The organism is Vibrio sp. Of7-15, assembly GCF_022347565.1.
Classification (GTDB): Bacteria; Pseudomonadota; Gammaproteobacteria; order Enterobacterales; family Vibrionaceae; genus NORP241.
In genome coordinates this window covers 72,310-96,043 of record NZ_JAKRGH010000012.1, presented here as the reverse complement: position 1 = coordinate 96,043, position 23,734 = coordinate 72,310, and the positions used below count along the sequence as shown (strand labels likewise).

Here is a 23,734-nt window from a genome sequence, read left to right as displayed (position 1 = left end):
CAATAAACTTGCCAGCCCCGCAACGGATAATAAATCCCCCATTACGCCGCATTTCCTATTGGTGAAGTTTCAGCCCCTGAGCCAGATTCACGCTCTGCCTGCTCAGCAACGAGACCGATACCTTGCTTCTCAAGAATATTACGAATACTTTCAGATTGAGTGCTCAATAAGTTATGAGCTAACAGCAATGGCATTGCCGCAACCAAACCAAGCACCGTTGTAACTAACGCCATCGAAATTCCCCCAGCCATCACTTTTGGGTCACCATTACCAAATTGCGTGATCACCTGGAATGTTTCAATCATGCCAGTAACCGTTCCGAGTAAGCCCAACATAGGTGCAAGAGCCGCTAACAGCTTCAGCATCGACAGACCTTTATCAAGGCGGTTTTGTTCATCCACAACCACCTCTAATAAGCGCAGCTCCAGCGCCTCGACTGAGCGGTTCTGCTCTTTATCATAAACAGCCAGTACACGACCCAGTGGATTGTTACCTATCTTCGATGGATTTTTTAACTGGGAGCGAATTTTCTGACGAGCCACCATTAACACCCCGCCTCGGAATAACGCAATCGCTAAGCCAACGGAAAGAAGACCTAAAATAACTTTACCAACAACGCCACCTGCATTTAATCGGTCCATTAAACTCGGTGTATGAGCAAGTTGTTCCAACATAATTCCGCGAGAAGGATCAACAACAAAATTAGACATGGTTCCATTCTGCAAAGCGCTAAGCGAGCCTAAAGTCGGGCCATTATCCGGCTGCTTAATATAAACTTTGGCATCTTGGCGCTGACCATTCCAATTCACATAACCTTGTTCTGTCACTAAGCCTATGGCACCTAGTCGAACGGCCGGAACTTGGCTCGATTCACCTTCGCTGTTAATAAATTGAATCTCACTCTGAGAGACCTGCCCACTGGCAATGATCTGCTCTTCCATGCTTCGCCACAATCCGGTCAACTGTGACATAGAAGGTAAAGATTTCGCTTCCACGACATCATCGATCACAGCGGCATACTGGTTACTATCAACACCAGTTACCGACTGATTTAACTCCGACTGCAATTCTTTCGCGTTTTGGCGAACAACACCAAACAGCTCACCTAGACTGCCCGTTTCTAAACGAAGTTGCTCTTCAAGGCGAGCTAACCTGTTTTCATTTTCACTAAACTGGGCCGTTAATTTATCGGTACTGTCTTGCAAAAAAAGACGCTTTGCTTCTAACTCTGCTTTTCGCTTTTGTAACTCTTGCTCAGTTTGCTTAAAGCCTAACTGACGAGCTTGATCATGCTTCTGCTGCTGAGTATTTTCTATTTTTGCTTTTTGGGTTAACTCTGTTGTGGCTAAGGTACAAAAAGAAACACTGGCTAAACAAAGTGCGGAAATAAGTGCTTTTAATTTCATGTTATTTGCCCTCAGCAGCAACTAAAGATACAGGTAACGTGATCAAGCTCGGTGCTGCTTGCTTCGTGGCGATATTGTAAGCTTTATCCAGCTCAGGTTTCATAGCCGAATCCAATGCTTGCCATGACCCTTTATTTTGATCCCAAGCCCAAAACTTAGCCCCACTTAAATTACGAGCCACCAAAGAGATACGACCTAAATGCAAAATATCCGTTTCAATAACTCGGTTATTTGCTAAGTTGATCTGCCCCTGATAAACGCCCAGCTTAGTACCGTAATCCATTTCTATTTGATAAGCCTCTAGAATACGACGGTACTTCTCTGCATCACTAACATCAGCACGGGTCATCACCTGTTCAAGCTTTTCAATACGCTCCAAACGCTGCGTGTATTTAATGGGTTTGTCCTGATCTACGATGCTTTTCAGCCCCTCAATCATTTGGTACATCAAAGGAACGACACCTTGGCGAGTGTACTTAATTTCATCAATTTGCGCTTCGATACTGATCGCTTCTTGGTTTTGGTTTTCCACCAACGCCGCTAGATGATCACGGTATACGTTCAAGTTTTTCACTTCTTCTTCTAGCTGCTCAATTTCAGCTTTAAGAGAGATTGCGGCTTCAGCACTGGAATCTATTTTTTTCTGGCTAGTAGCAGATGCATTGTTGGTTTTATTTTGAATAGCTTGGGCACTATCAAGGCCAGAGGCATACACGGTGGAAAGTGTGGCAGAGAGAACAATGGCCAAACTGGTTTTCATCAAATTCATATAAATAGTCAATTAAGTATAGAGAAGGTCTAATTGTGGTGTTTATACCACCAATGCCGTATTGATAAAAGATGTCATTATCAATCTCATGTTTATTTTGATTAGAGGCAAATAAACATGAAACAGCACTGATTATTCTCTGATATTGATCCCCCTCTATATGTATAAAAAGAAAATATATTTCCTGATATAGCCCATTAAAAGTATTTATAACTTACTGCCATCGCGTTCTTTTCCTTCATGTATGCAAATTGATGATTAACTCATATAGACAGTGATGTTTGTTCCAATTCACTGTTCACGAGCAGTACTGCAAGCCTTGCAGTGCTCCAAATTCAATCAATATGAAGGAAATAAAAGTATGCTATTACTTTATATATCAATGATTCAAATCCTCATCTTTGCGTTTTTTTTTCTTTAGAAAAACGCTCCCCACGAGTAAATTATGAGAAAACCAAACATTTTAACCTATGGTGGTTTGCTATTGTTCTTGCCACCCTTTTCTGGGTAAGGCTGTTTTTTGTCTTTTGGCCAGAACTGAGTGGTATTGGCATGAAGCTCAGTGATGACCCTATTATAGAAGGTTTTGGCTTTTACCTTTTCTACTCTTTCTCTAACTACTGGTTCCACCGCTTAAAACATTCCAACACCATTTGTTGGATGCTGCACAAACTTCACCACTCCACCTCCCACATGGAAAGTAAGCTCGCTTTTTATAGACATCCATTGGAAGTTATTGCCAACGGTGCATATCTTATAATTCTGGGGCGACTACTTTTTGATATATCTATCTATGGAGTCGCAATAGCATTGCTCATCGAAGGTAGCCTGGAGGTATTCCATCATTCAAATATCAAGATAGGGAAACGATTTGAATGGATCGGTCATATTGTCCAAACACCAGACATGCACCTGATCCATCATGAGTTTAATCTTCACCGCTACAATTACTCACCGTTTCTCTGGGACACGATTTTTCGTACCGCCCGCATACCTAAACACGATAAGAAAACACGTTTAGGATTCAAAAACAGCAATAAGATTATTAAATTCATGCTATTAAAATAAGGAACGATAACTATGAGTAGCTTAGTTACAAGCGAAATTAATAAGGTTGTCAGCTTTAAGCCACAGCCCGAATTTGATTTAGAATCATTACGAAACACGTTAGGTATAGATGCTATCGGAACCCAAGAGCTAGAATCTCGATTACGTGAGGAGATCTCGATCTACTTAACCGGTACATTTTTTAATAGTGAAACCAATCGAAGTAATAAAAAATCCTACAAGACCTTAAGTGCTGAATGTAACGTTAGTCATACTTACATTTGGAAATTTCACATGAAAGAACAAGCGATTTGTATCACCAATATGAATAAGATCGCGAACTTTTTTCAAGTTCGGTACTTAGTGTCTAATTTTGAGGATAACAGCACGAGCTAAACAACGACAAAAACTGATTATGTGGTCATTATTAACTAAGTTATCCGTTGTATTGATACTTTAGTTAATGGTGATAATCAGAACAACTCGCTCGATAACAATAAAGCCAATGGCACTCTCGTCATTGGCTTTAACGCTGCCAATCGTATTCGTAACAGAAACGATAAAAAACACATTCTCCAGTGGAAAGTGAGCGTCTTTTCTTGACCGAAAAGTAAGGCCATAAAGTCTTACTTACAAGACAGCCTTTTCACCTGAAAATAATTAAAATTTTTTCATAAAAACACTGCCAATCAGCCAAAATTAAAATTCATTCATAAATCAAACACGTAAATAACAAAAATATCACCTCATACCTCAAGGAAAGAATTTACGCTTCAGCTAACCTATCAACAATAGTTGACAGGTTTATCATAGTGGCCCAACCTTATGTGCAACAAAGAGACAAAACCAAGTTGCACTACATTACGTACACCTGATTAAACAAAGCAATCACATGACAACATTGAGGGGGACACATGCTTTTATCTCCATTATTACTTTTAATTGCCATCGCAGTTGGAACCGCACTCATTCATCTCATGGCACTCGGTTTTTTGATCTTTTTTGAAAAACCAATGTACATTTGCTGTGAGCGATTCAGAACATTACTGAGTATTGGCAGAAAAAGCAGACCAATAAGAAGAGCATCACGTCACTCATAGCCACGTATTCCCTTACGACCTAGTAAGCTAACAAGTTTTGGGCACTCTGAGATTTTACTCGAGAAAATCAGAGTAGCGGCCTCCCGAAACCGCCATAATTCCCTTATGATACAAAAAATAAGTCCAATAAAGTGAATTTAACTTGCTATATTCTAACCTCAAACAAGGTCAACCTTACCCATTAACTACAGATGATTTAACCATTCGCTTAATCCGTGAAGATGATCTGCCTGACGTCTTCTCAACACTTGAAAACCCAAATGTCACGCAATATCTGTTTTTTGCTCCCGCTCCACTCGAGGTATATCAAGCCTTTTTTACCCCAATAGTAGAAGAAACTCAAAATGCCATAGAAAAAGAAAAATGGCCCGAACACCCTACTTTTATTATTCGAGATAACAGCCAACGGTACATGGGTATGGTAGGACTCACTCAAGTTATGCTACTGCAAGGCAACTTTGAGATAGGCTTTCAACTGCCTGAACACGCATGGCAACAAGGTATCGCTACAGCGGCCTGTCAGCTACTGACTCACATCGCTTTCTCAGAATTAGATGCTCACAAAATCGCCGCAGATTGCTATGCTCAAAACATCGGCTCGGCTGCCGTACTAAAAAAATCAGGGTTCACGCAAGAAGGTAGCCAGACTGGTTACTATAAAATCAATGCAACCTATGATGATCGTCTTATTTTTGGTATCACATCGGCACAATACTCCGCCTTATAAGACGTATTTTAGCAAGAAAGACGCGATATAAACCCTGAACAAAACGTTTCTGATCAGGGTTATATTCATAATAACTACGAGCGCAATTGATCTAACTCGGTTTGCACTAAATGAAATACTGAGCCTTCTGTGAATTGCCCGCTTTCTTCCTGAACTCCCACAGGCTTATCTGCCAATATTTCGATAGCTTCTGACACATGATTAATCGCCCAAATAGAGAACCTACCTTTTTCAACGGCTTCCACTATGTCTCGGCGCAACATTAAATTATGGACATTGGATTGTGGGATGATCACCCCTTGATTGGCCGTACGCCCTTTAATGGTACACACATCAAAAAAGCCTTCTATCTTCTCGTTGACACCACCAATCGGCTGCGCTTCACCAAACTGATTCATGGAACCTGTAATCGCCACATCTTGCCTTAGAGGACATTGAGAATAGGCCGAAATAACGGCACACAACTCGGCCATTGAAGCACTATCGCCATCCACACCACTGTAAGACTGCTCAAAAGTAAGATGCGTTTTTAACGGTATCTTCGCCTTTTTTCCAAAAATAGACGCTAAATACGCCGATAAGATCAGAACCCCTTTAGAATGGATACTGCCGCCCAGTTTCACCTTACGCTCAATATCAAACACTTCACCTTCACCAAATGCCGTCGTTGCCGAGATCCGATTTGGTGCACCAAACATGTGATCTGAAGTTGAAATTACGGATAGCGCATTCACTTGCCCAATCGTACTCCCATCTGTTTCAATTAAGGTTGTTCCATTAATAAAGCTTTGCATTACCGTGTCTTTTAAGCGACTCACCCGCATTTCTTGGCTTAATAAGGCTTGCTCCACATGGCTTGAACGGATCAAGTTGGCGTTGGAACTACGAGCAGTATAATTAGACTCTCGCAATAAATTAGCAATATCGGCAGAATGCAAAGAAAGTTTATTTTGATCTCCAGCTTGTCGAGAGCTGTACTCAATAATTCGTGCAATTGCGTGGCGATCACAATGTAACATGCCGCTATCATTCACGATACTGGAGATAAAACGAGCGTATTGCAGTTCCGACTCATCCGTACGATCCATTTCATCTTCAAAATCCGCCGTAACCCGAAATAGCTCACTAAACTCAGGATCATAATGTTGAAGCAGCTGATACGTTTGATAATCCCCAAACAAAATAATTTTTACATCCAGTGGGATGGATTCCGGCTCTAAAGACACCGTGCCAGAGAGTGTTACTTCTCGCTCTAATGAATTTAAATTGAGCTTTTGAGATCGCAATGCCCGTTTTAAGCCGTCCCACACATAAGGGCGCTCAAGCACTTTTACTGCATCCATGAGTAAAACACCACCATTCGCACGGTGAAGGCTACCTGCTCGAATCAAAGAGAAGTCGGTAAAAACAGTGCCTTTAAACGTGGCATTTTCAACGTAGCCAAATATGGTGTGATAATTGGGAATTTCTTCCACCACAATTGGAAACGCATCATCGTTTTGGCTCACCAATAAATTCACTTGATAACGACGTGGCATTTTTTTATCTAAAGCAGCATACGCAAGCTCGGCATGCTCTTCACTTTCTTGTAAAAAGATGTCGATGTTTTCTAAAATATCGCTCTGCATATCAGACAAATACGCTTTAACATCGCTTTGACTGCGGTAAGTTTCTTTTAATTTTTTTATAAAAGGAGCCACAACACCTAACGCTACCCCTTCATCAAGCTTTTGAAGTTTTTCGGAATAGTCTTCTTCCCATTCCGTCAAGTGCCTGATCATCCCCCTGAGTTTAACCTCTAGCTTATCGATGGTCGCTTCAAATTTGTCTTGGGCTTTTTTCGGTAGAGCATCAAACGTTTCTTCGGTATGCAGCTCTTCGCCATCCAAAGCAATAAATTGGTAATCCCCCTGAGTTGTTACCGCTAAGCTTACGTCCATTTCCTTAGCTTCAACCGTAAGCTGCGCCAGCGCATTTTCTTGCTTTTTCACTAACTGATTTTTCAGGGTTTCAGAACGGGAATAATACATTTCATTATCGAAGGCAAGGGGTAACGCTTTTACCAACTTCGACATTAATTTCTCAATGTCCTTTTTAAACTGACCACCTAACCCCGTCGGTAACTTTAATACCTTTGGGCTTCGCACATCAGCAAAGTTCGCCACGTAACACCAGTCATAACGAGGATAGCCATTAGGGTCGTGTCGGTTAAGGTAGCGTAGCACCATGGTTCTTTTCCCTAACCCATTACGCCCTATCGCATAAATGTTATAACCCTTTTCACGAATAGACATCGCAAATTCCACTGCTTTTTGAGCTCTTTCTTGCCCAACAATTTCATCCAGTGGGGTCAGTTTTTTGGTTGACTTGCACGTCAGATCATTAAGCTCAGATACACGGTACAGTCTGTCACTGCTTAGAGGTTTTATTGGCATAGATGTCCCTCTCTCTCGCCGGATAATGTCTCTAGTGTAGACTGTAAATGATGACTTTTTAGTGACTTAGCTTGTATTTAATTCGAAAAAAGAAGGGAATACCTACCTAGTGCACCAAAAACTGTTCTAAATAAGAAGAGGCTTAGAAAGTGGAAAACGACAAGATGTAAGTCTTTGACTATAAGAAATTTTTCTATTTTATAAGGGGAGTCAGTCATATTCAGCTGAGCTAAATGAATGCAATGCGAATACAATTATCTCATTTTTTACTGCTTAACATTCTCCATAAGTGGTAAGTCGCATGAGTTAAAAAACCAAATGCAATCAAGAAAAAGAACTTAGAGAGTAAAGGGACCAATGCAAATGACCATGCAACCAGCACAAACATAATTCCAATTAGCCCAGAAAGTCCCCATTCATGTGACATGTCCCTCTCCTTCTGCATTTGTGCATCATCACAACAGTATAGAATATGAAACCAATGTCATTTTAATTTTAACTGCGCCAGTTCTCAATTTATAAAGAATTGCTTGCTTAAAAAGCCACATCCAGAATAAGAAAATCTATATAGTTAATATTTTCAATGTATTAGCTATGCTGATGCTCAATGCGATGCTTCAGATTTCTCATAAGGTAACAAGAGCAGGTCAAACGATTTCAATTATCCCTATTAGGCTCTTAAACTTATGCTATTAAAATCTAACCACCCATTTGCCAGCAGTTCCCCACCAGACAAATTATCTCGGACTCCCATTTGCTGCTTAATATGAAATATTGGTAAATAATCCCCGCGCTGTATTAACTGCTTTTCGATGGCACGTAGCGCTTTTAAACGTACCGACAAATCAACACTTTGCATGCTTTCTACAACCTTGCCTGTTAACCAAGCTATTTCTTTTTTGCTAAAACAGCATCGGAAAACAGAGGTCGTCAGAAAAAATTCAATCCAGTCCATTTCTAGGTCGGTGCCAAATACTGAGCCTGATACCAATACATCGGCTTTTTGTACCAAATCACCTTGATCAAACTCAGGAAAACTCACCACCTGAACCTGATTCTTAACACCAATATCATCAAGCTTTTTAGACAAATACCACGCCGTATCAATATGATCATCAAGCTGATAAGTCAAAATCTGTAAAGGAGGAGTATCGACCAGAGATTCTAGCCGTAATGGATTCTCTGGTAAGCTCGTCGGTGAAGCTTCTAGCAACATACTATCGGCTTTTTTATAGTCCGTTCGATTCAAAAGTGGGTTTAATGGTAGCTGCTGAAAAAAAGCCATTAACGCAATACGATTTGCCTTTTTTCGTAACCACGGATGGTGATAATGATTCAATGCGCAATATGTATTGCCTTTTTCCCACTGAACCAAGTGCTGAAAGTCTTGCTTAGCCTCCGAGGACAACCCATGACAACAAACCAAATCAGAATTGAGTTCAAAATTAGTGGCTTTGTCCCCCACATTCCACACCTCTACCGCATCTAACCATGGCCGGTAACCATGATAATGAGGGTTAGCGGTTAAACGAGTTCTCCACTCTGTTTGTTCTGATAAATAAAAAGAACCGCTGTAAAGCGCATCCCCATTCTCACTGTATGCAGTAATTCCTCCCGCAGAATGAGCTAACAGCTTGGGAATGAGCTCAGGCATCAAATGACTGCTAAATTTCAGTGTTTTTTGATCAATAACCGTCACTTCATCAATCAATTGGAATAAATAGCGATTACAGTGTTCTGTGTTACGTAATTGTTCAAAATGAGCTTGAATATGATGTGCTGTGATCGCTTCATTATTATGAAAAGTAATTCCTTTTCTCAGCACCACAACCCAACTTTTTCCATCTCGCCACCATTGCAGAGCCAAGTCACCACACACTTGTTGATGCTGTTCATCCACTTGAAGCAAACGAGAATAAAGATAACGACTTAGATGAACTTCTGTGCGGCGAGCAAGCTGAGTTGGCTCTAAACTGTGCGTTCCCCGGTAGAAGGGCACTTTTAATACATCCAAGGCCTCTTTTTCATTTTGATGTTGCTGTAAATAACTCGCCAACAATTTTTGTCTATCCGTTCCTCTTAGTAACTGTATGGCTTGATCCAATTTATTCTGCTTTAGTAACTGATTAGCTTGCTGCTCTATGGCTTCTTTCGGATTTTGTAGTAATCGAACTTGAGGAAAATTCCCACGCCCAATACCTGGTTGCCACTCAATCCATAAATCTTGCTCTAATCGCTTAATAACGAGCTGGGCATTACGACGAGTGCACCCTAAATACTCTGAAAATTGATCCAAAGAAAGAGGCTGTAAAGAGGAAGATTGACAATGACACATCAAAAAATCCAGAGCTAACCAGTAGCGCATAACAAATAAAATCCTTTTATTACTGACGACTCATCGCCGCTTTAATGTCTTCAATCAACAATCGAGTGCGGTTGGCCATATTTAGCCTTGCCGGGTATAGCAAAGACACTTGAGTTCGGCTCACATACCAATCAGGTAAGAGTGGAATCAGCTTTCCTTGCGCGACAAGTTGATCCGCCGTTAACGTTGCCATCACGCCAATACCAAAGCCTTGCTCTATGAGATGCCGATAACTGGCAATGCTGTTGGCTTTATGTTGATGGTTCAGCATAAAGCTTTCCTGCTCTCCTTGGCTGTTATGAAGAGTCAAAGTGTCCATTTGATCGTTACCCGCAACGGAAACCCAATCAAATTGACTGAGCTGCTGCGGACATGTTGGTAAAAAGTGCTCCCAATTAGCACCAGCATAAAGCTTAATATCCGTTTTCACCAAGGGAAATGAAATTAAGCTCGAATCAGGCAAATCTCCCGATCGAATGGCAATATCAATGGACTCATCAATGATCGACAACCTCTCCTCGGTGATCAACACATCAAATTGCACTTTAGGGTACTTGTTATGAAATGCGCTGAGGATCGGCATTAACTGATACTCATAAAAATCGTGCGTCGTAGTAATACGTATTTGGCCTTTCACTTCCTGAGCAAAACTTTTTACTTCATCATGCCCCGCTACCGCTGCTGGTAACAGCTGTTTCGCGTGTTGGTATAATGCCGAACCTTCCGCAGTGATATTGACCTGACGAGTACTACGAATGAACAGCTTAGTCCCTAAGTAATCCTCTAACCTCGTAACTTGTTCACTGACTTTCCCCCGTGGCATCCCCAAGCGCTTCCCCGCCAACGTAAAACTGCCCGTTTCAGCAACAACCGTAAAAATAGCCATGGGTTTTAAGTAATTCAACAGCACTAATTGATACCTTTTTAGTAACACTAAATGGAAATATTACCCACTAATAGAATCAATAAACAAGTGCAATAATCATCTTAACTTAATTCAAACAGGTACTTATTATGACCATGAAAACACTTGCCATCATTGGCGGAACAGGCAAAGCCGGGCAACAAGTGATTGATGAAGCGTTAGCCAGAGGCTACCAACTACGAGTACTGGCTAGAAACCCCGAAAAAGTGAGAAAAAGCCCAAACATTACTGTTATCTCTGGAGATGCACGTGACAAACATAGTTTAAGAATGCTTTTAGACTCTGCTGATGCAGTGGTATCGACTTTAGGCCCCGCTGGCATCAATAACAGTATTAAAAAAGCCAAAGAAGCCGCTAAAGACATGCTTTGCTACAACAGCACCAAAACCTTATTACCATTAATGGCAGAGCAAGGCATTAGCCGGATGGTATTAACAGGCGGTGCCAGCCTCAAGCTGCCCGAAGATAACAATAATTTCATTATGCGTTTCCTGCTTAATAAGTTTGCGCCTAAATTATTAGGAGATTTGGCCATCGATCGCCATAAAGAATACCAACTATTAAATGAATCCAATATCGAGTGGACCATTGCCCGCTGTGGAGAAATCATAGATAAACCATCCAATAAACCGTTAAAGACCAGCGACAACAAATTTCAAGGCGGTCAAATTTCCACTCACCACCTCGCCAATTTTTTATTGGATCAAGTCGAAGATAAACAATTTGTCCGAAAAGGTGTGTTTTTAGCAGGGTAGTTCAAACCCGTTATATCCGGCTTATTTCTTACTAAAAGTAATAAGCCTTGGCCCCTAGCTCAACGTAAGCCTGTTTTTTGTTCTATAAAAGGTGAAATTACCTGTTAAAGCTTTCTATTTTTCTTCTTCTTTTTACCACGATAATACAAAGGAAATCGTATCTAAAAAGGGATGAAAATGAATACATTAGCTGAGAAACCCACCTCAATATGGAGCCAACCAGTTTTTAGGACTCTATTTTTCACTGCATTCTTTGCTTCACTAGGATCCACTATTTATAAACTCGCCTTACCTTTATTGGTGTACGAGATCAGTGACTCTGCTGAAATGATGGGCTGGATGCGTGCAGTGGAATTTTTACCGAATCTATTACTGGCCATGTTCATTGGGGCGTGGGTCGATCGGTTTAATAGAAAACGCTGGTCACAATGGATGCTGATTGGGCAGATAGCGTGTCTTATTACGGCTTACCTCGCGGTAGAGTGGTTAACATCACCGCTTTGGGTGTTATTTCCCGCTGCGTTTCTAATGACCGCATTCGACTATGGTTATCACAATGCACGCATGGGCATTTTCAAAAATGTATTACCCACAGAGCAACAAAATACCGCCACGGCCAGAATGAGCTCATTATACAATTTCTTTGATACCCTTGGTCCTGCCCTCTCTGGCATTTTATTACTGCTATCTGCCATTCATAATGTCTTCTTACTGATGATTATGATTTACCTATTGGCTTACCTGCAATTCTCAAAACTGCGCTTTGAAACACCATCCCGTCACACCTCTTCTTCTACTTTTCAAGCCATTAAACAAGGATGGGAAGCGTTAAAAAATAATACCTGCATGTGGCACATAACTCTCGCTGTCATGATCATTAATACCACAGGAGCGGTGTTTTCCATCCAGTCGATCTTTTATGCAAAATCAGCCTTAATGCTCAGCAGCGCCGAAGTAGGTTACATTGTTGCCAGTGCTGGTATAGGCGGCCTACTTGGATCACTGATTGCCGATCGTCTACGTCGTATAATGGGGTTAGGCCATTTACTCATTTCCTCAATCTTTCTCGAATCTATCGGCTTTATTTTTATTGTTGTCACTCCCTCTAGCCTCACCCTCAGTATTGCCTTTTTTTGGGTTAGCTTTATTGGTGTGATGAGCAATATTTGTATTTGGAGCTATCGACAAGAAGCCTTTGATGAACATGTCATGGGGCGAGTGGCAGGCATCACGGGATCACTTTTTAAACTATTAATGCCCATAGGTTTAGCTCTTTCAGGTTACGCTGTCACTATGTATGGCATTAATAACATTTTCATTACGTGTTTTGTTTTTCAATCTGTTACTGCCGCTGCCTTACTTTTTAGTCAAGTAAAACACCTGAAATAACCAACGGCTGATATCAAGCCGCTTGCCTATAACATAATAAGTAGAGATAAGTGGCTTGGTTTTTACGCCAAAGGCTGATACAACTAGCCATAGTTAGACTTAAAACTCTTTCCATACAATTTACATAAGCAAAACACCACCAGAATCAATTGATCACATAATCAACAACAAAGCTTTCTTTTTACTAAAAATTCTCAAAAATTCATCCTATGTCCAGATTTCTTGGCTATGATTAGTTGGAACTAGCTTCAAAGTTTTACTTCTAATGAACACCGTTTAATTATACAATTAACACAATAAAACAACGTTCAATAAGGTGGCACTATGAATTTAATGATCAAACACACCATCATGACAACAATTGCATTTTTGCTTTATGTTTCATTCAGCGCATTGGCCAATGCACACACATTTACGGAAATCGAACACATTGTACCTGCCATTCAACAAATTACCCTTTTATAAATTAAAACTTAACGAATCTGTGCTGGCCTGCTGGTAACTTTCAATAAGAGAAACTTCCTTATGTAATACATAGAGTTGCTAACCTCAGGCCTACAATTTCTCTCTTTCTCTTTACATACCTCCCTATTGCTTTTGCATTAATACGCAATGATAAGCGCAATAAATCGACATTTGGCTCGGATTTACCTGCATATTCATGTATTCTGAAAACAATTTTCTAACTAAGTCACATTTTTGACTGGGTGTGCTTGCCACACTATTTATCCTATTTGTAAAAACTCATGTTATACACAGACTCAATTAACTTACGATTTCCGAAAGGTCGATTCGCCATGTTTACCGTTTACGGTTTTACTGGCGCTTCTATCCTTGCTTCTATTATCTTTTCTCTCTTGCTTTTTCTATCCATTGACGATGATCCATGGATGCAATTTTTATTTGGTTCACTCGCGGTTATTTTTGAATTAGGTAAGTTTTTTGCGTGGTATGAATTTGGAGAGCGCCGAGCACGACGAAACTACGCTGGTGCTTTCTCTGCCCTCGCTTTTTACGTGGTTTTAGCGGCGATTTCCATTGGTGGTAGTGTCGGTGGCATCAACAGCGCAACCAATGCAGCACAAGGGCATTTAAACGTTCACCAGAGCAAGATAAATGCGTATAACATGCAAATAGATGCGATTGAAAAACAGATCACATTAAATAATGTAGCGGCTGAAAAATACATTGAGCTAGAGCGAATCGCAACAGGTGTGGCTCGTATCCAAAAGGAAAACAACGAACTCAGACAGCAGCAACAAGATCTGGCTGCAAAACGAGATGCTCTACCTGTTGTAAGCCAAGGCTCGGTTATTGGTCTTATTGAAAGCCTTGCAGGCGCTCTCAGAGTGCCTACCGATATGGCACAATTAGGTCTTGTGATCTTTTTATCGGTACTACTCGACTTCTTTGCCGCATTTTTTGTGGGCTTAATTGGTGAAGAACTACGTTTTCGTCACTTTTATCGCCGTAACAATGGCATGACCATCGACAGCTTTAATGTAATTAAAGATCCTGAACTGCTCACTCACCATAAAGAAGTTAACGAAGAAGAGACGAAAAGCGAACCAGAAGAAGCCCCGGAGCCAAAAACAGAAACTCCTCCTGAGCCGCCAAAAACACCTTTTGAACGTGCCGTAGAAGCATTAGACACTAATCAGGTGAACTGCAGTAAAAAAGCAATGGCGAAGTTTTTGAAAATCAGCACTGAAGAAGTGGATCAGATCTTTTCAACATTACTTGAAGGTGGTTTTGTAACTAAAAAAGCCAACCACCACTATCAATGGCAAGGTATCCCAAAGCCCAATGCAGAGTAGCCTTTAACTCTCCCTAATATTGAAAAACATAAAAAAGCCAGCGTCTGCTGGCTTTTTTATATTCCTTAATAATTAACTCTGGTTGATGAAAAAACAACTTACCACCTTAAAAGAGCCGTAGTTAATACAGGAAAAGCCAATACAATCCCTAGTACCAGCAGCATCATAAAAGCAAAGGGAGCGGCTCCAGAAAAAATCTGACTAAGCGTGATAGATGAATCATCCAACGTTGATTTGATCACATAAACAGATAAACCGAAAGGGGGAGTTAACAAGCCGATTTCCACCGCCAATATCGTAACAATACCAAACCAGATGAGATCAATATTCATGCTTGTCACAACAGGCAATACCAACGGTAACAAAATCAGCATGATGGAAGAAGAATCCAATACTGTTCCCATCAAAATAACCACAGTGATGTAAGCAAAAATAACGCCCCAGAAGCCTATATCAACTGTAGTGATCCATTGACCAAATTCAAACGGTAGACCAGACACCGCTAACATACGAGAGTACATTTGTGCTGCGATGATTAAAAAGCAGATGCTGGCGGTAATTTGCCCCGTTTCATTTAGAATTGACCAACATACCTGCCAACTCAGCGCTTTTTTAATCACGCCGATAATAAACGTTCCCAAACAACCAACAGCCCCCGCTTCTATCGGAGTAAACACACCACCATAAATGCCACCTAGCACCAAAGTAATTAAACCTAACATCGGCACACTTTTCACGAGCAGTGAACGCCACTCTATGCGCGCTTCTTCTTGGTACGATATAGGCTGACCGATAAAGCGTGGGAAATAGATCGCCATCAACACAATGCCGCAGCAAAAAAATACGGCTAACAGTAAACCAGGAGTCACCCCTGCTAAAAATAAATCCCCCACTGATTGCTCAGCCAAAACCCCATATAAGATCAGCAGCAAACTAGGCGGAATCAACATCCCTAATACTGAGGAGCCAGCCACAACACCCGTTGAAAACGTTTTGCTGTAACCATGACGTATTAACTCTGGCACCGCCACCTTGGTAAATACCGAAGCCGAAGCAATTGAAATCCCAGTGATCGCCGCAAATAATGTATTCGCCCCCACGGCACCCACACCCAATCCGCCACGTAAACGACGAAAGATCACATAGGCAACATCAAAGGCATCTCGCCCTATGCCTGCTGCCGATACAATTAATCCCATCAACACAAATAAAGGGATCACCCCAAAGTGATAGCTTGCAATGGAATCATAGGCCACTATCGCTAGCAGCTTACCTGCTAAAACACTTGATCCTTTCATCAACCACACACCGAGATAAGAGCATAGCATCAGCGCAATCGACACATATAGCCCGCTGTATACCAACAACACCATCAGTATTAATGACAGAACGCCAACATCTAACGAGCTCATAGCCTCTCCTTTCGAGGTGACAGAACCGCTTGATAACAACAAAGTATGCAGCCCATTAAAAACTGACAAAAAAGCGCAGCGCAGCCAACCATAATAATGAGTTTTATAGGCCAAATAGGTGCCGTGAAGTCACCAATCGAACCAACAAACGTATTTTTACTCCAGGCTTTAAGAAAAAAGGGGTAGCTAACTGAAAATAAAACCGCCACCAATATAGCAGCGATCATATTAAATAATGCCTCAACCATTAACTTCAGCTTAGGGAATCGCTTCCCCACCATCGTTAATAACGCATCAGAACGAGTTAACTTACCTTGTTGAACGGTATAAGCCACTTGCAAAAACACAATGGCAGCGATAGACAAGCTGACAATTTCAGGCACACCAGATAAGGGCGCACCGAATACACTGCGCCCAATCACATCGGTATTAACCAAAATAACAAGCATCACAATCAACAATGAGCCAATTGTGTTTAGAATCATTGTCAATCTATGTAAAAATTGAGGGAGTTGATCCATAAACAGAACGAAAAAATAAAAGCGATGGCGCTCAGACTGAAGTATAAGCCGAGAGCGAACTTGTTTATTCATGCCCACTCTCCGATATTATTCTTGATCCCAATTTCGTGTCGGACGCACACCCGTTGCTCGCATCGCATCAAGATAGCTTTCTAATACCAAGCTCCCCGCTTTACCTTCACCATCAAGCTGCTTCGCCCAGACCTTGGCAACATTATCCATACCTGCTGCCCATTTAGAGCGAAACGTAGCATCCACCTCAGAAATCACCGCACCGTGATCTGCCATGGTAGCCATAGACTGCTCAACAGACAGAATCAGATCTTGATGGTAAGCAATACGTTGGGCTTCGGCTCCAGTTTTTAGTGCGGTTTGTACTTTTTTCGGTTGCTCATCAAACCACTCTTTATTGGCAGCAATGCCCCCCGCATATTGAGCACCAAACCCCACTTTTGTAATATAAGGAGCCACTTCATACAGCTTACTTGGTACTGCCGCCGTCGCGAAAACAATAACACCGTCATAAACACCTGTTTTCAGCTCATTGTAATAAGTGGTTAAATTACCCGACACACCGACCGCACCCGTTCCTTTCAGCCAGTTAACCGCAGATCCTGGAGCCGCAATTTTTTTCCCCGATAAATCAGCCATATTGGTCACAGGAAAGTCAGTCATCAGTAAATAATCATCAATCCCCGTGGCCCCACCTAAGTACTCCACACCATTGTCATGCCAAGCCTCCTGCATGTCTTTATTTGAGTGATTAAGCTCATCCACTAAACTTGCCACAGTACCCACATCATCAGAAACAAAGGGCGTAAAATACGTGACGTTTTGTAACGATAGTTTTGAAGATTCAAATAACGTTGAAACAAAGGCGATGTCTGCCAGTCCTTCTTCTGTCGCTTCTAGTACACTCCCTACTTTTGCCAGTGAACCACCATAATGCTCAGACCAATTAATGGTGTAACCAGTGCCTTTTAGCTCCTCATTAACAGCGGGAATAAAAGTGTGTTGCAAATGCTTAACCCAGCGAAAAACAGGTGGGTGTCCAGCAACGACAGTGGCGTTAATGCTTTCTGCCAATGCAGCGCCACAAGTGCTGACCGACATCGTTACTACTATCGCTAATTTCCCAAATGTATTCATATTTACCTATCCATCTTTATGATCTAAAACCACTTAATAAATGCGGCCACTATTTAAACAAACACAAATAGGATACCACCCCATATAATTCCAAACCAATGGATTAATATGAAAAAACAATCATAATAGTTAAGTAAATAAGTCAAACCACCTTAGGCTATGTCAGCTACTATCTTGGTGTCATCACAGATAACCACTTCCAATAAAAACAATGAAAAAGCGAAAGTTTAGCTGATTAAATGAAGGAATTTTGAAGCCATACTGGACAGCAAAGAACTCTGCCCGAAAAGTTATCACCAAATAATTGAAACACGCAGTCTATAACTCACAAAATAAAAACAAAAAAGGAGCGTCCAAAGAAGCTCCTTACCTACCATCCAGCGTAATTCAATTACAACTGAGCATAACTACACTTTTGGGATAATGCGTACAGCGCATCTTTTGCGCCAGCTATCTCAAATTGATCTTGACTGACACCTAATGAGCCCACTAAACGAGATTCCATTTTTTCACCAGAACGTATCGCATTTACGATTTTTTGTACGTCTTGGCTCTCATTGGTGGATGCGCCTTTACCACTACCATCACCTTTAAAGGTATTAATCATAAACATTGGTTGATCATCAATGGTGATTTGAGCAAATGCCGAATTGTAAAACCCTGTATTGTTTTCTGTTTCAATATTCACCGACAGGCCGGTCGCATCACAAAGAACTTGAAAGTTGCTACCATTACCAGTTTCCGTTAATGACAACATATATTGATACCCTTGAGTAGATACCGAATTATGCTCTGATAAAATCCAATTATGATAGGTTTCCTTTTGCATATTGGAAGAGGATGTTGCTGCACATCCTACTAGTGACATCAATAAACCACTGAATAACCATTGTTTTGTTCTCATACAACCAAACTATTTAATCTTACAACACACTATACATAACTATAACAACAAAATTCTGAGTTCACGTAGCTAAAAATGACTTTTTGAGAGTTTTCTTCAAAGAAAAACTTGTATATAAATAAAAAACACTGTAAAGAAAAAACGCGATTACGCAGGTAAATTCATACAAACAACCTGCAAATGCTGCTAACATGTTTATGGTCTTGATTGTTCACATTTCCAACAAACACCAAACTGTACTTCAGATTCTTCACCACATGACTGACAAACCCAGCTTTCAATACACAACCCATTAACACGTTTTGTCTGCTCATAATCTTGAATAATTTGACGAGCCATTGAGTACTGGGCTTCATAAAGCAGCCAAACCGTCGGATCGGTGTCTTGTGTACAGGGCAACTCGCCTTTTAAACCAAAAATGCCTTCTCCTCTCACTTCACAGCGTATGCCCTGAGACTCTAAAATCCCTCGAACAATATGTGCTTCCGTTGGATGCTCTGCAGAATAGATACATTGCATGATGGTTTTCCTTAACAAATTCGAATAGTTATATATCCAGCACTCGCTTTGCTATAAATATAGACCAGATAAACGGAGAATCTTATTCACTACTTTGCTCATTAATACTTTTGCAACTAGGCTTAAGCTCATAATAATAATGAGGAACTGCCAATGAATACGTCATCAGATACCCGTTTTATTCAACAGCTACCCAAAATAGAACTGCATTTACACATTGAAGGCACTCTAGAGCCAGAGCTCATGTTTCAACTTGCCGAAAGAAATGGCATTGCTTTGCCTTTCCAGTCCATAGAGCAAGTACGTGCAGCGTATCAATTCACGGATCTACAATCTTTTCTCGACATTTATTATCAAGGAGCCAATGTCTTACAAACCGAGCAAGATTTTTATGATCTCACTTGGGCTTATTTATTGCGCTGTCAGCAAGACAACGTCATACATTGTGAAATCTTTTTTGATCCGCAAACGCATACCGACAGAGGCATTGCTTTTCGTACTGTTATCAATGGTATTGAACGGGCGTTAGAAGATGGTAAGAAAAAATTAAGCATCAGTAGCCAAATTATCATGTGCTTTCTGCGACATTTAAGTGAAGAAGCTGCTTTTCATACGCTTGAGCAAGCACTCCCCTATCGCGATAAAATCGTTGCTGTCGGGCTCGACTCTTCAGAACAAGGCCATCCCCCAGAAAAATTTGAGCGAGTTTTTCAGCAAGCAGTTAAGCATGGTTTTTTAGCGGTTGCTCATGCTGGTGAGGAAGGCTCTGCCAGCAGCATCTCAGACGCAATGGAGCTCTTAAAAATATCAAGAATTGATCACGGGGTTAGGTGCAGTGAAGATGAACAACTAGTGGCTAAGTTGGCTCAGTTACGCATGCCGCTTACCGTTTGTCCACTATCCAATATCAAGTTATGTGTGTTCGATACCATGGAGCAACATAATATTGTGGATTTATTAGATAAGGGGCTCTGTGTCACCATCAACTCTGACGACCCTGCCTATTTTGGTGGTTATATGACGGATAATTTTTTGGCTGTCGCGAATGCTCATTCACTCACCCAACAACAACTCGCTCAATTTAGCTTTAATGCGATTGAAGCCAGCTTTTTAGAGCACGCTGAAAAAGAAAGATTAACAACAAAATTAAAAGCGTATTTGAAAAAATAATAGAAGAGAAAAAATAAGGTTAAGATAAGCATCAGTTAATGCGGTATAACTCGCTTATCTTAACCAACCAAATAAACTGGATGATTTGCTTGTGATCAAGACCATGATCATAATGTTATTTTTGAATGATTAATCCGTTAAACAAAAGCAGGGCTAGAATACAACAATTAACAATTTTCACACCTGCCAATTTTGCAAACTAAGATTCATATCTTGACCTATTAAAGAATATAGTAACATGATGCATATAACACAAGTATCGCGTGCTACTAAATCATTACTGAAAAGCTGCCTCTCTAATTATTTACCTTGCCGCTACTCAAAATAAACACACCATGACGCCAAGAGAATAACAAGGCCAAACCTAGAGGCTATTAGTTATCATTTCTGTTATAGTCAGGCTCTTTCAAAACACCGCTAGGATAAATTATGCAAATTGCCAACAACACAGTCGTTCAATTCAATTACGTTTTAAAAGACGAGCAAGGCCAAGAGCTTGAAAACAATGTTGGACACGATCCTATTGCTTACTTACACGGCCATAACAACACCATGGTAGGCGTAGAGAAGGCTCTTGCTGGCAAGCAACAGGGTGATAAGGTTTCAGTCACGCCACCAGCCAAAGAAACGTACGGCGATCGCGTTGAGGGCCTTGAACAACGTATTCCAGTAAAACACCTGCAAGGTCCTAAAAATACCAAATGGAAAGCAGGCATGACAGCCATTGTTCATACAGAGCAAGGCATGCGCCAAGTCACCATTTTAAAAGCGGGTAAATTCATGGTCACAGCCGACATGAACCACCCATTTGCAGGTAGAACATTAACGTTTGATCTTGAAGTAGTTGCAGTACGAGAAGCCACAGCAGAAGAAATTGCTCATGGCCATGCACACGGCGTTGGTGGTCACCAACACTAAAAATAACAACAATACCTAAGTGGCTTATTGAGTTAGGCCACTTTTTTCATCGTATTTGCTTAAATACTGGAACTCGGGCCATAAAGAGGAAAATAGTCACTTAGCTCAAACTCGGTTTCCCCATCTAAAAAATACCATAGCCCGCCGTCTTGAATAAAACTAATCAAACAAAAACGTACATACGCTAACGCCATAGACAAAGCCTGAAAGCCATCTTCACCATGTACTTTTTGATCTATGTTTAACGCCCCTGTAATACTCAACTGGCACGTGGCACAACCTTTTTCTGGACAACCGTTTTCATCAGGTAAATATAACGTAACCACCGTTAACTTCCTCTGCCCAGAAGGCAGTTCAGCCACCAGATCCAGCTTAGCTACCACTGTTTTCATGGTGACCTCACCGACTAAATTGCACTGATGCGCTTCTATAAATTTAGTCGGTGTTTGAGCAGCTTGAAAGTCGCCCCGAATTAAAGGGGGAGTTTGCCATTCTAAGCCACTGTGTTTGCCGATATTGATTCAGCAGGTAGCGATGACGTATTAGCAAGATGTTGCTCTAGGTTATCAAACCCACCAACATATTGACCATCAAGCCAGATTTGAGGCACAGTTACTGGTGTTTTTTCACCAATGATCGCTTTGGTTTCAGGGATCATCCGATAAAGCGCAGCACTGTCTTTCACAACATCATAATACTGATAATCAATACCCGCTTCATCCAAGGCTTTTTTGGCTTTCACACAATATGGGCAAGTGGCTTTGCCATATACGATATTCCCTTTAAGCTCAGAAGATTTGGCCACTTCGCTGATCACCGATTGCACTAGGACCCCTCGGTTAAGTGCCTCTCCTTGGCTGACTACTTTACCTTCCACAACCAAAATAGGTGCATGCCATGAACCTAACTTCAGTGGCTCCCACCAATGAGATAACCAGTCTTTCACTTCCAGTTCAATATCAATACCCGCTAACTCATTATCAAACGTATCTTGCAGAATATCTTTGGTTAACGTGCATTCGCCACAAGGAATATTCACCTTAAACGGTCCCCAGCTACCAGCCCAGCGATATAGCGTCATCTTAATTGGTGTGGTCATAAATTCGTCTTCCCAGTCTTAATGAATGTTAGCCTCGTTGTATCAATAGAACTGGCAGCGCAGTAAAAACTTTCAAGATTAAACCAAATTTATTACTGACTACTGCACACCCATTTTACGTTTGTACTTCTCCACCGCTTGGTTATAAAAGCTTTGATCGTCTTCATCACTGATCTTATTTACCTCAGTAACAAAGATCTCATAACCCGCTTTGCTGTTTTTTACCTTCCATACTGCATAAGCCGCTTGCTTATCTAATTCAATGCGATTCTTTTCTTTAGCCGGAAGCAGTGACAAATTCATAGTGTGTAACCTAATAATAAACACGATTAAACAGCCCTAAATGATAACACACCCCGTAAGATTATTACTTTCCTGATCGAAGCGAACCCCGTTACAATAGTGGCAGTGATCACCAGTTTAAGTGAACAAGATGTCAGAAGAAGAATATGAAGTAGAAGCACTGGAAGTGGAAGTGTCTTCGCAACCCATAGAACTGTATAAAGTGCTAAAAATCGCCAATGCCGTCAGCGGTGGCGGAGAAGCAAAGCATGCTATCGGTGAAGGCTACGTCGCCGTAAATGGTGAGTTAGAGCAACGAAAACGTCGTAAGCTTTATGACGGTGATGTCATTGAATTTAATGGTGAATTTTATTACGTCTACTGTGAAGCACCGGTGCAAGAAGAGCCTGAGCAAGTTAAACCAGCTCCGAAAAAAGCCGCTAAGTCGAACAAAAACAACAATAAAAAGTCTTCATCAAAAAAAGAAAAGAAAACAACCGCACCAAAAGAAGAGATAAAACGCGACAGCCAGACTGGCCGTGGAGCAATCAAATTTTAGCAATACGGTAAGTTTTAAGAAAACATAAACGGTAAAATCAGTACGGAGCATACACAATTATGCTCCGTACTGCGCTGCGGTTAAATCAATGACTGCCACAGCAAGTAACAAGAGCAAGCAATAATAACGCTGAAGGTCATCGCCATCCCGGAGATTCTAAACTTCAAGTTCTCATTAACTGAGCTAACACCATAAGCGTGTAACAATCGTCCTATCACCAATATCGAACCCAAAACATGGCCCCAGCCAGACGCTAGACCACTATATTCGCAAAAAAACAATAACACTAAAGCAAACGGTACATATTCAGAGAAATTCCCATGAACCCGAATCGCTCGCTGCAAGACTTGCTGATCATTATCACCAATCGCAACCAGATATCGACGCCGAGCTTTAATCACTTTAACGCTTAACCCTATGTATAACAGCCCTAATACAGCGGCGTATAACGATATAAACATGAAAA

25 protein-coding genes are annotated in these 23,734 nt (G+C 41.1%); 10 read left to right on the top strand and 15 right to left on the bottom strand.

The genetic code is table 11. The features are described 5' to 3' along the window. Window positions 1-41: 41 nt before the first annotated feature. Together MHO82_RS14000 and MHO82_RS13995 are read right to left on the bottom strand one after the other, a co-directional pair. Window positions 42-1,406: a MotA/TolQ/ExbB proton channel family protein gene (locus MHO82_RS14000; protein ID WP_239184573.1), complete on the bottom strand. Its 1,365-nt coding sequence runs from the start codon at window positions 1,404-1,406 to the stop codon at window positions 42-44. 1 nt (window position 1,407) lies between these two features. After that, the gene (locus MHO82_RS13995) at window positions 1,408-2,175 is read right to left on the bottom strand and encodes a DUF3450 domain-containing protein (protein WP_239184572.1); all 768 of its coding nucleotides are present in this window, start codon (window positions 2,173-2,175) and stop codon (window positions 1,408-1,410) included. A gap of 552 nt (window positions 2,176-2,727) precedes the next feature. On the opposite strand from MHO82_RS13995, the gene MHO82_RS13990 reads away from it, so the two are divergent. The 3 genes from MHO82_RS13990 to MHO82_RS13980 all read left to right on the top strand — a co-directional run bounded on the left by MHO82_RS13990 (window position 2,728) and on the right by MHO82_RS13980 (window position 5,049). Then, on the top strand, window positions 2,728-3,243 hold the full coding sequence (locus MHO82_RS13990; RefSeq protein WP_239184571.1) for a sterol desaturase family protein: 516 nt from the start codon (window positions 2,728-2,730) through the stop codon (window positions 3,241-3,243). A 12-nt stretch (window positions 3,244-3,255) separates the two neighbouring features. Continuing rightward, the gene (locus tag MHO82_RS13985; protein ID WP_239184570.1) at window positions 3,256-3,618 is read left to right on the top strand and encodes a hypothetical protein; all 363 of its coding nucleotides are present in this window, start codon (window positions 3,256-3,258) and stop codon (window positions 3,616-3,618) included. Window positions 3,619-4,464: 846 nt separating this feature from the next. Then, window positions 4,465-5,049 (top strand): GNAT family N-acetyltransferase, encoded by a 585-nt coding sequence (locus MHO82_RS13980; protein ID WP_239184569.1) that lies wholly within the window; start codon window positions 4,465-4,467, stop codon window positions 5,047-5,049. A gap of 74 nt (window positions 5,050-5,123) precedes the next feature. On the opposite strand, the gene MHO82_RS13975 is transcribed toward MHO82_RS13980, so the two are convergent. The 4 genes from MHO82_RS13975 to MHO82_RS13960 form a co-directional block, all read right to left on the bottom strand. Beyond that, window positions 5,124-7,484, bottom strand: a complete 2,361-nt coding sequence (locus MHO82_RS13975; RefSeq protein ID WP_239184568.1) for an AAA family ATPase — start codon at window positions 7,482-7,484, stop codon at window positions 5,124-5,126. Between the two features lie 259 nt (window positions 7,485-7,743). After that, complete coding sequence (locus tag MHO82_RS13970) at window positions 7,744-7,911, bottom strand: hypothetical protein (protein ID WP_239184567.1); 168 nt, start codon at window positions 7,909-7,911, stop codon at window positions 7,744-7,746. 243 nt (window positions 7,912-8,154) lie between these two features. Further along, window positions 8,155-9,849, bottom strand: coding sequence for an SgrR family transcriptional regulator (locus MHO82_RS13965; RefSeq protein ID WP_239184566.1), 1,695 nt, complete (start codon window positions 9,847-9,849; stop codon window positions 8,155-8,157). Between the two features lie 19 nt (window positions 9,850-9,868). Next, window positions 9,869-10,759, bottom strand: coding sequence for a LysR family transcriptional regulator (locus MHO82_RS13960; protein WP_239184565.1), 891 nt, complete (start codon window positions 10,757-10,759; stop codon window positions 9,869-9,871). 104 nt (window positions 10,760-10,863) lie between these two features. Between MHO82_RS13960 and MHO82_RS13955 the strand changes: the two genes are divergently transcribed. From MHO82_RS13955 to MHO82_RS13940, 4 genes are all read left to right on the top strand, one after another. Continuing rightward, window positions 10,864-11,529 (top strand): NAD(P)H-binding protein, encoded by a 666-nt coding sequence (locus tag MHO82_RS13955; RefSeq protein ID WP_239184564.1) that lies wholly within the window; start codon window positions 10,864-10,866, stop codon window positions 11,527-11,529. A gap of 177 nt (window positions 11,530-11,706) precedes the next feature. Then, window positions 11,707-12,918 (top strand): MFS transporter, encoded by a 1,212-nt coding sequence (locus MHO82_RS13950; protein WP_239184563.1) that lies wholly within the window; start codon window positions 11,707-11,709, stop codon window positions 12,916-12,918. A gap of 324 nt (window positions 12,919-13,242) precedes the next feature. After that, window positions 13,243-13,383 carry a hypothetical protein gene (locus MHO82_RS13945; protein WP_239184562.1) on the top strand — a complete coding sequence of 47 codons (141 nt, stop codon included), beginning with the start codon at window positions 13,243-13,245 and terminating at the stop codon, window positions 13,381-13,383. 332 nt (window positions 13,384-13,715) lie between these two features. Continuing rightward, on the top strand, window positions 13,716-14,735 hold the full coding sequence (locus tag MHO82_RS13940; protein ID WP_239184561.1) for a biogenesis of lysosome-related organelles complex 1 subunit 2: 1,020 nt from the start codon (window positions 13,716-13,718) through the stop codon (window positions 14,733-14,735). A gap of 98 nt (window positions 14,736-14,833) precedes the next feature. Here the strand turns inward: MHO82_RS13940 and MHO82_RS13935 are convergent, their stop codons facing one another. The 5 genes from MHO82_RS13935 to MHO82_RS13915 all read right to left on the bottom strand — a co-directional run bounded on the left by MHO82_RS13935 (window position 14,834) and on the right by MHO82_RS13915 (window position 19,240). After that, a complete protein-coding gene (locus MHO82_RS13935) occupies window positions 14,834-16,147 on the bottom strand; it encodes a TRAP transporter large permease subunit (RefSeq protein ID WP_239184560.1) in 1,314 nt (437 codons plus the stop codon). Continuing rightward, window positions 16,144-16,740, bottom strand: a complete 597-nt coding sequence (locus MHO82_RS13930) for a TRAP transporter small permease (protein WP_239184559.1) — start codon at window positions 16,738-16,740, stop codon at window positions 16,144-16,146. The genes MHO82_RS13935 and MHO82_RS13930 overlap by 4 nt, the downstream gene beginning before the upstream one ends. 15 nt (window positions 16,741-16,755) lie before the next feature. Continuing rightward, window positions 16,756-17,817 (bottom strand): C4-dicarboxylate TRAP transporter substrate-binding protein, encoded by a 1,062-nt coding sequence (locus MHO82_RS13925; RefSeq protein WP_239184558.1) that lies wholly within the window; start codon window positions 17,815-17,817, stop codon window positions 16,756-16,758. A gap of 391 nt (window positions 17,818-18,208) precedes the next feature. Further along, window positions 18,209-18,721, bottom strand: coding sequence for a hypothetical protein (locus MHO82_RS13920; RefSeq protein ID WP_239184557.1), 513 nt, complete (start codon window positions 18,719-18,721; stop codon window positions 18,209-18,211). 195 nt (window positions 18,722-18,916) lie between these two features. Next, window positions 18,917-19,240, bottom strand: coding sequence for a DUF2007 domain-containing protein (locus tag MHO82_RS13915; RefSeq protein ID WP_239184556.1), 324 nt, complete (start codon window positions 19,238-19,240; stop codon window positions 18,917-18,919). A 153-nt stretch (window positions 19,241-19,393) separates the two neighbouring features. Here MHO82_RS13915 and MHO82_RS13910 point away from each other — a divergent pair, with 153 nt between their 5' ends. Both MHO82_RS13910 and MHO82_RS13905 read left to right on the top strand, forming a co-directional pair. Next, window positions 19,394-20,410 carry an adenosine deaminase gene (locus MHO82_RS13910; protein ID WP_239184555.1) on the top strand — a complete coding sequence of 339 codons (1,017 nt, stop codon included), beginning with the start codon at window positions 19,394-19,396 and terminating at the stop codon, window positions 20,408-20,410. A 429-nt stretch (window positions 20,411-20,839) separates the two neighbouring features. Next, window positions 20,840-21,328 carry an FKBP-type peptidyl-prolyl cis-trans isomerase gene (locus tag MHO82_RS13905; protein WP_239184554.1) on the top strand — a complete coding sequence of 163 codons (489 nt, stop codon included), beginning with the start codon at window positions 20,840-20,842 and terminating at the stop codon, window positions 21,326-21,328. 59 nt (window positions 21,329-21,387) lie between these two features. On the opposite strand, the gene MHO82_RS13900 is transcribed toward MHO82_RS13905, so the two are convergent. The 3 genes from MHO82_RS13900 to MHO82_RS13890 form a co-directional block, all read right to left on the bottom strand. Beyond that, window positions 21,388-21,720, bottom strand: coding sequence for a hypothetical protein (locus MHO82_RS13900; protein WP_239184553.1), 333 nt, complete (start codon window positions 21,718-21,720; stop codon window positions 21,388-21,390). Window positions 21,721-21,821: 101 nt separating this feature from the next. Continuing rightward, window positions 21,822-22,427 (bottom strand): glutaredoxin domain-containing protein, encoded by a 606-nt coding sequence (locus tag MHO82_RS13895; RefSeq protein ID WP_239184552.1) that lies wholly within the window; start codon window positions 22,425-22,427, stop codon window positions 21,822-21,824. 99 nt (window positions 22,428-22,526) lie between these two features. Beyond that, window positions 22,527-22,730: a DUF3283 family protein gene (locus MHO82_RS13890; RefSeq protein WP_239184551.1), complete on the bottom strand. Its 204-nt coding sequence runs from the start codon at window positions 22,728-22,730 to the stop codon at window positions 22,527-22,529. A gap of 130 nt (window positions 22,731-22,860) precedes the next feature. Here MHO82_RS13890 and MHO82_RS13885 point away from each other — a divergent pair, with 130 nt between their 5' ends. Continuing rightward, the gene (locus MHO82_RS13885; protein WP_239184550.1) at window positions 22,861-23,268 is read left to right on the top strand and encodes an RNA-binding S4 domain-containing protein; all 408 of its coding nucleotides are present in this window, start codon (window positions 22,861-22,863) and stop codon (window positions 23,266-23,268) included. Between the two features lie 80 nt (window positions 23,269-23,348). On the opposite strand, the gene MHO82_RS13880 is transcribed toward MHO82_RS13885, so the two are convergent. Further along, window positions 23,349-23,729: an MAPEG family protein gene (locus MHO82_RS13880; protein WP_239184549.1), complete on the bottom strand. Its 381-nt coding sequence runs from the start codon at window positions 23,727-23,729 to the stop codon at window positions 23,349-23,351. Window positions 23,730-23,734: the final 5 nt, after the last annotated feature.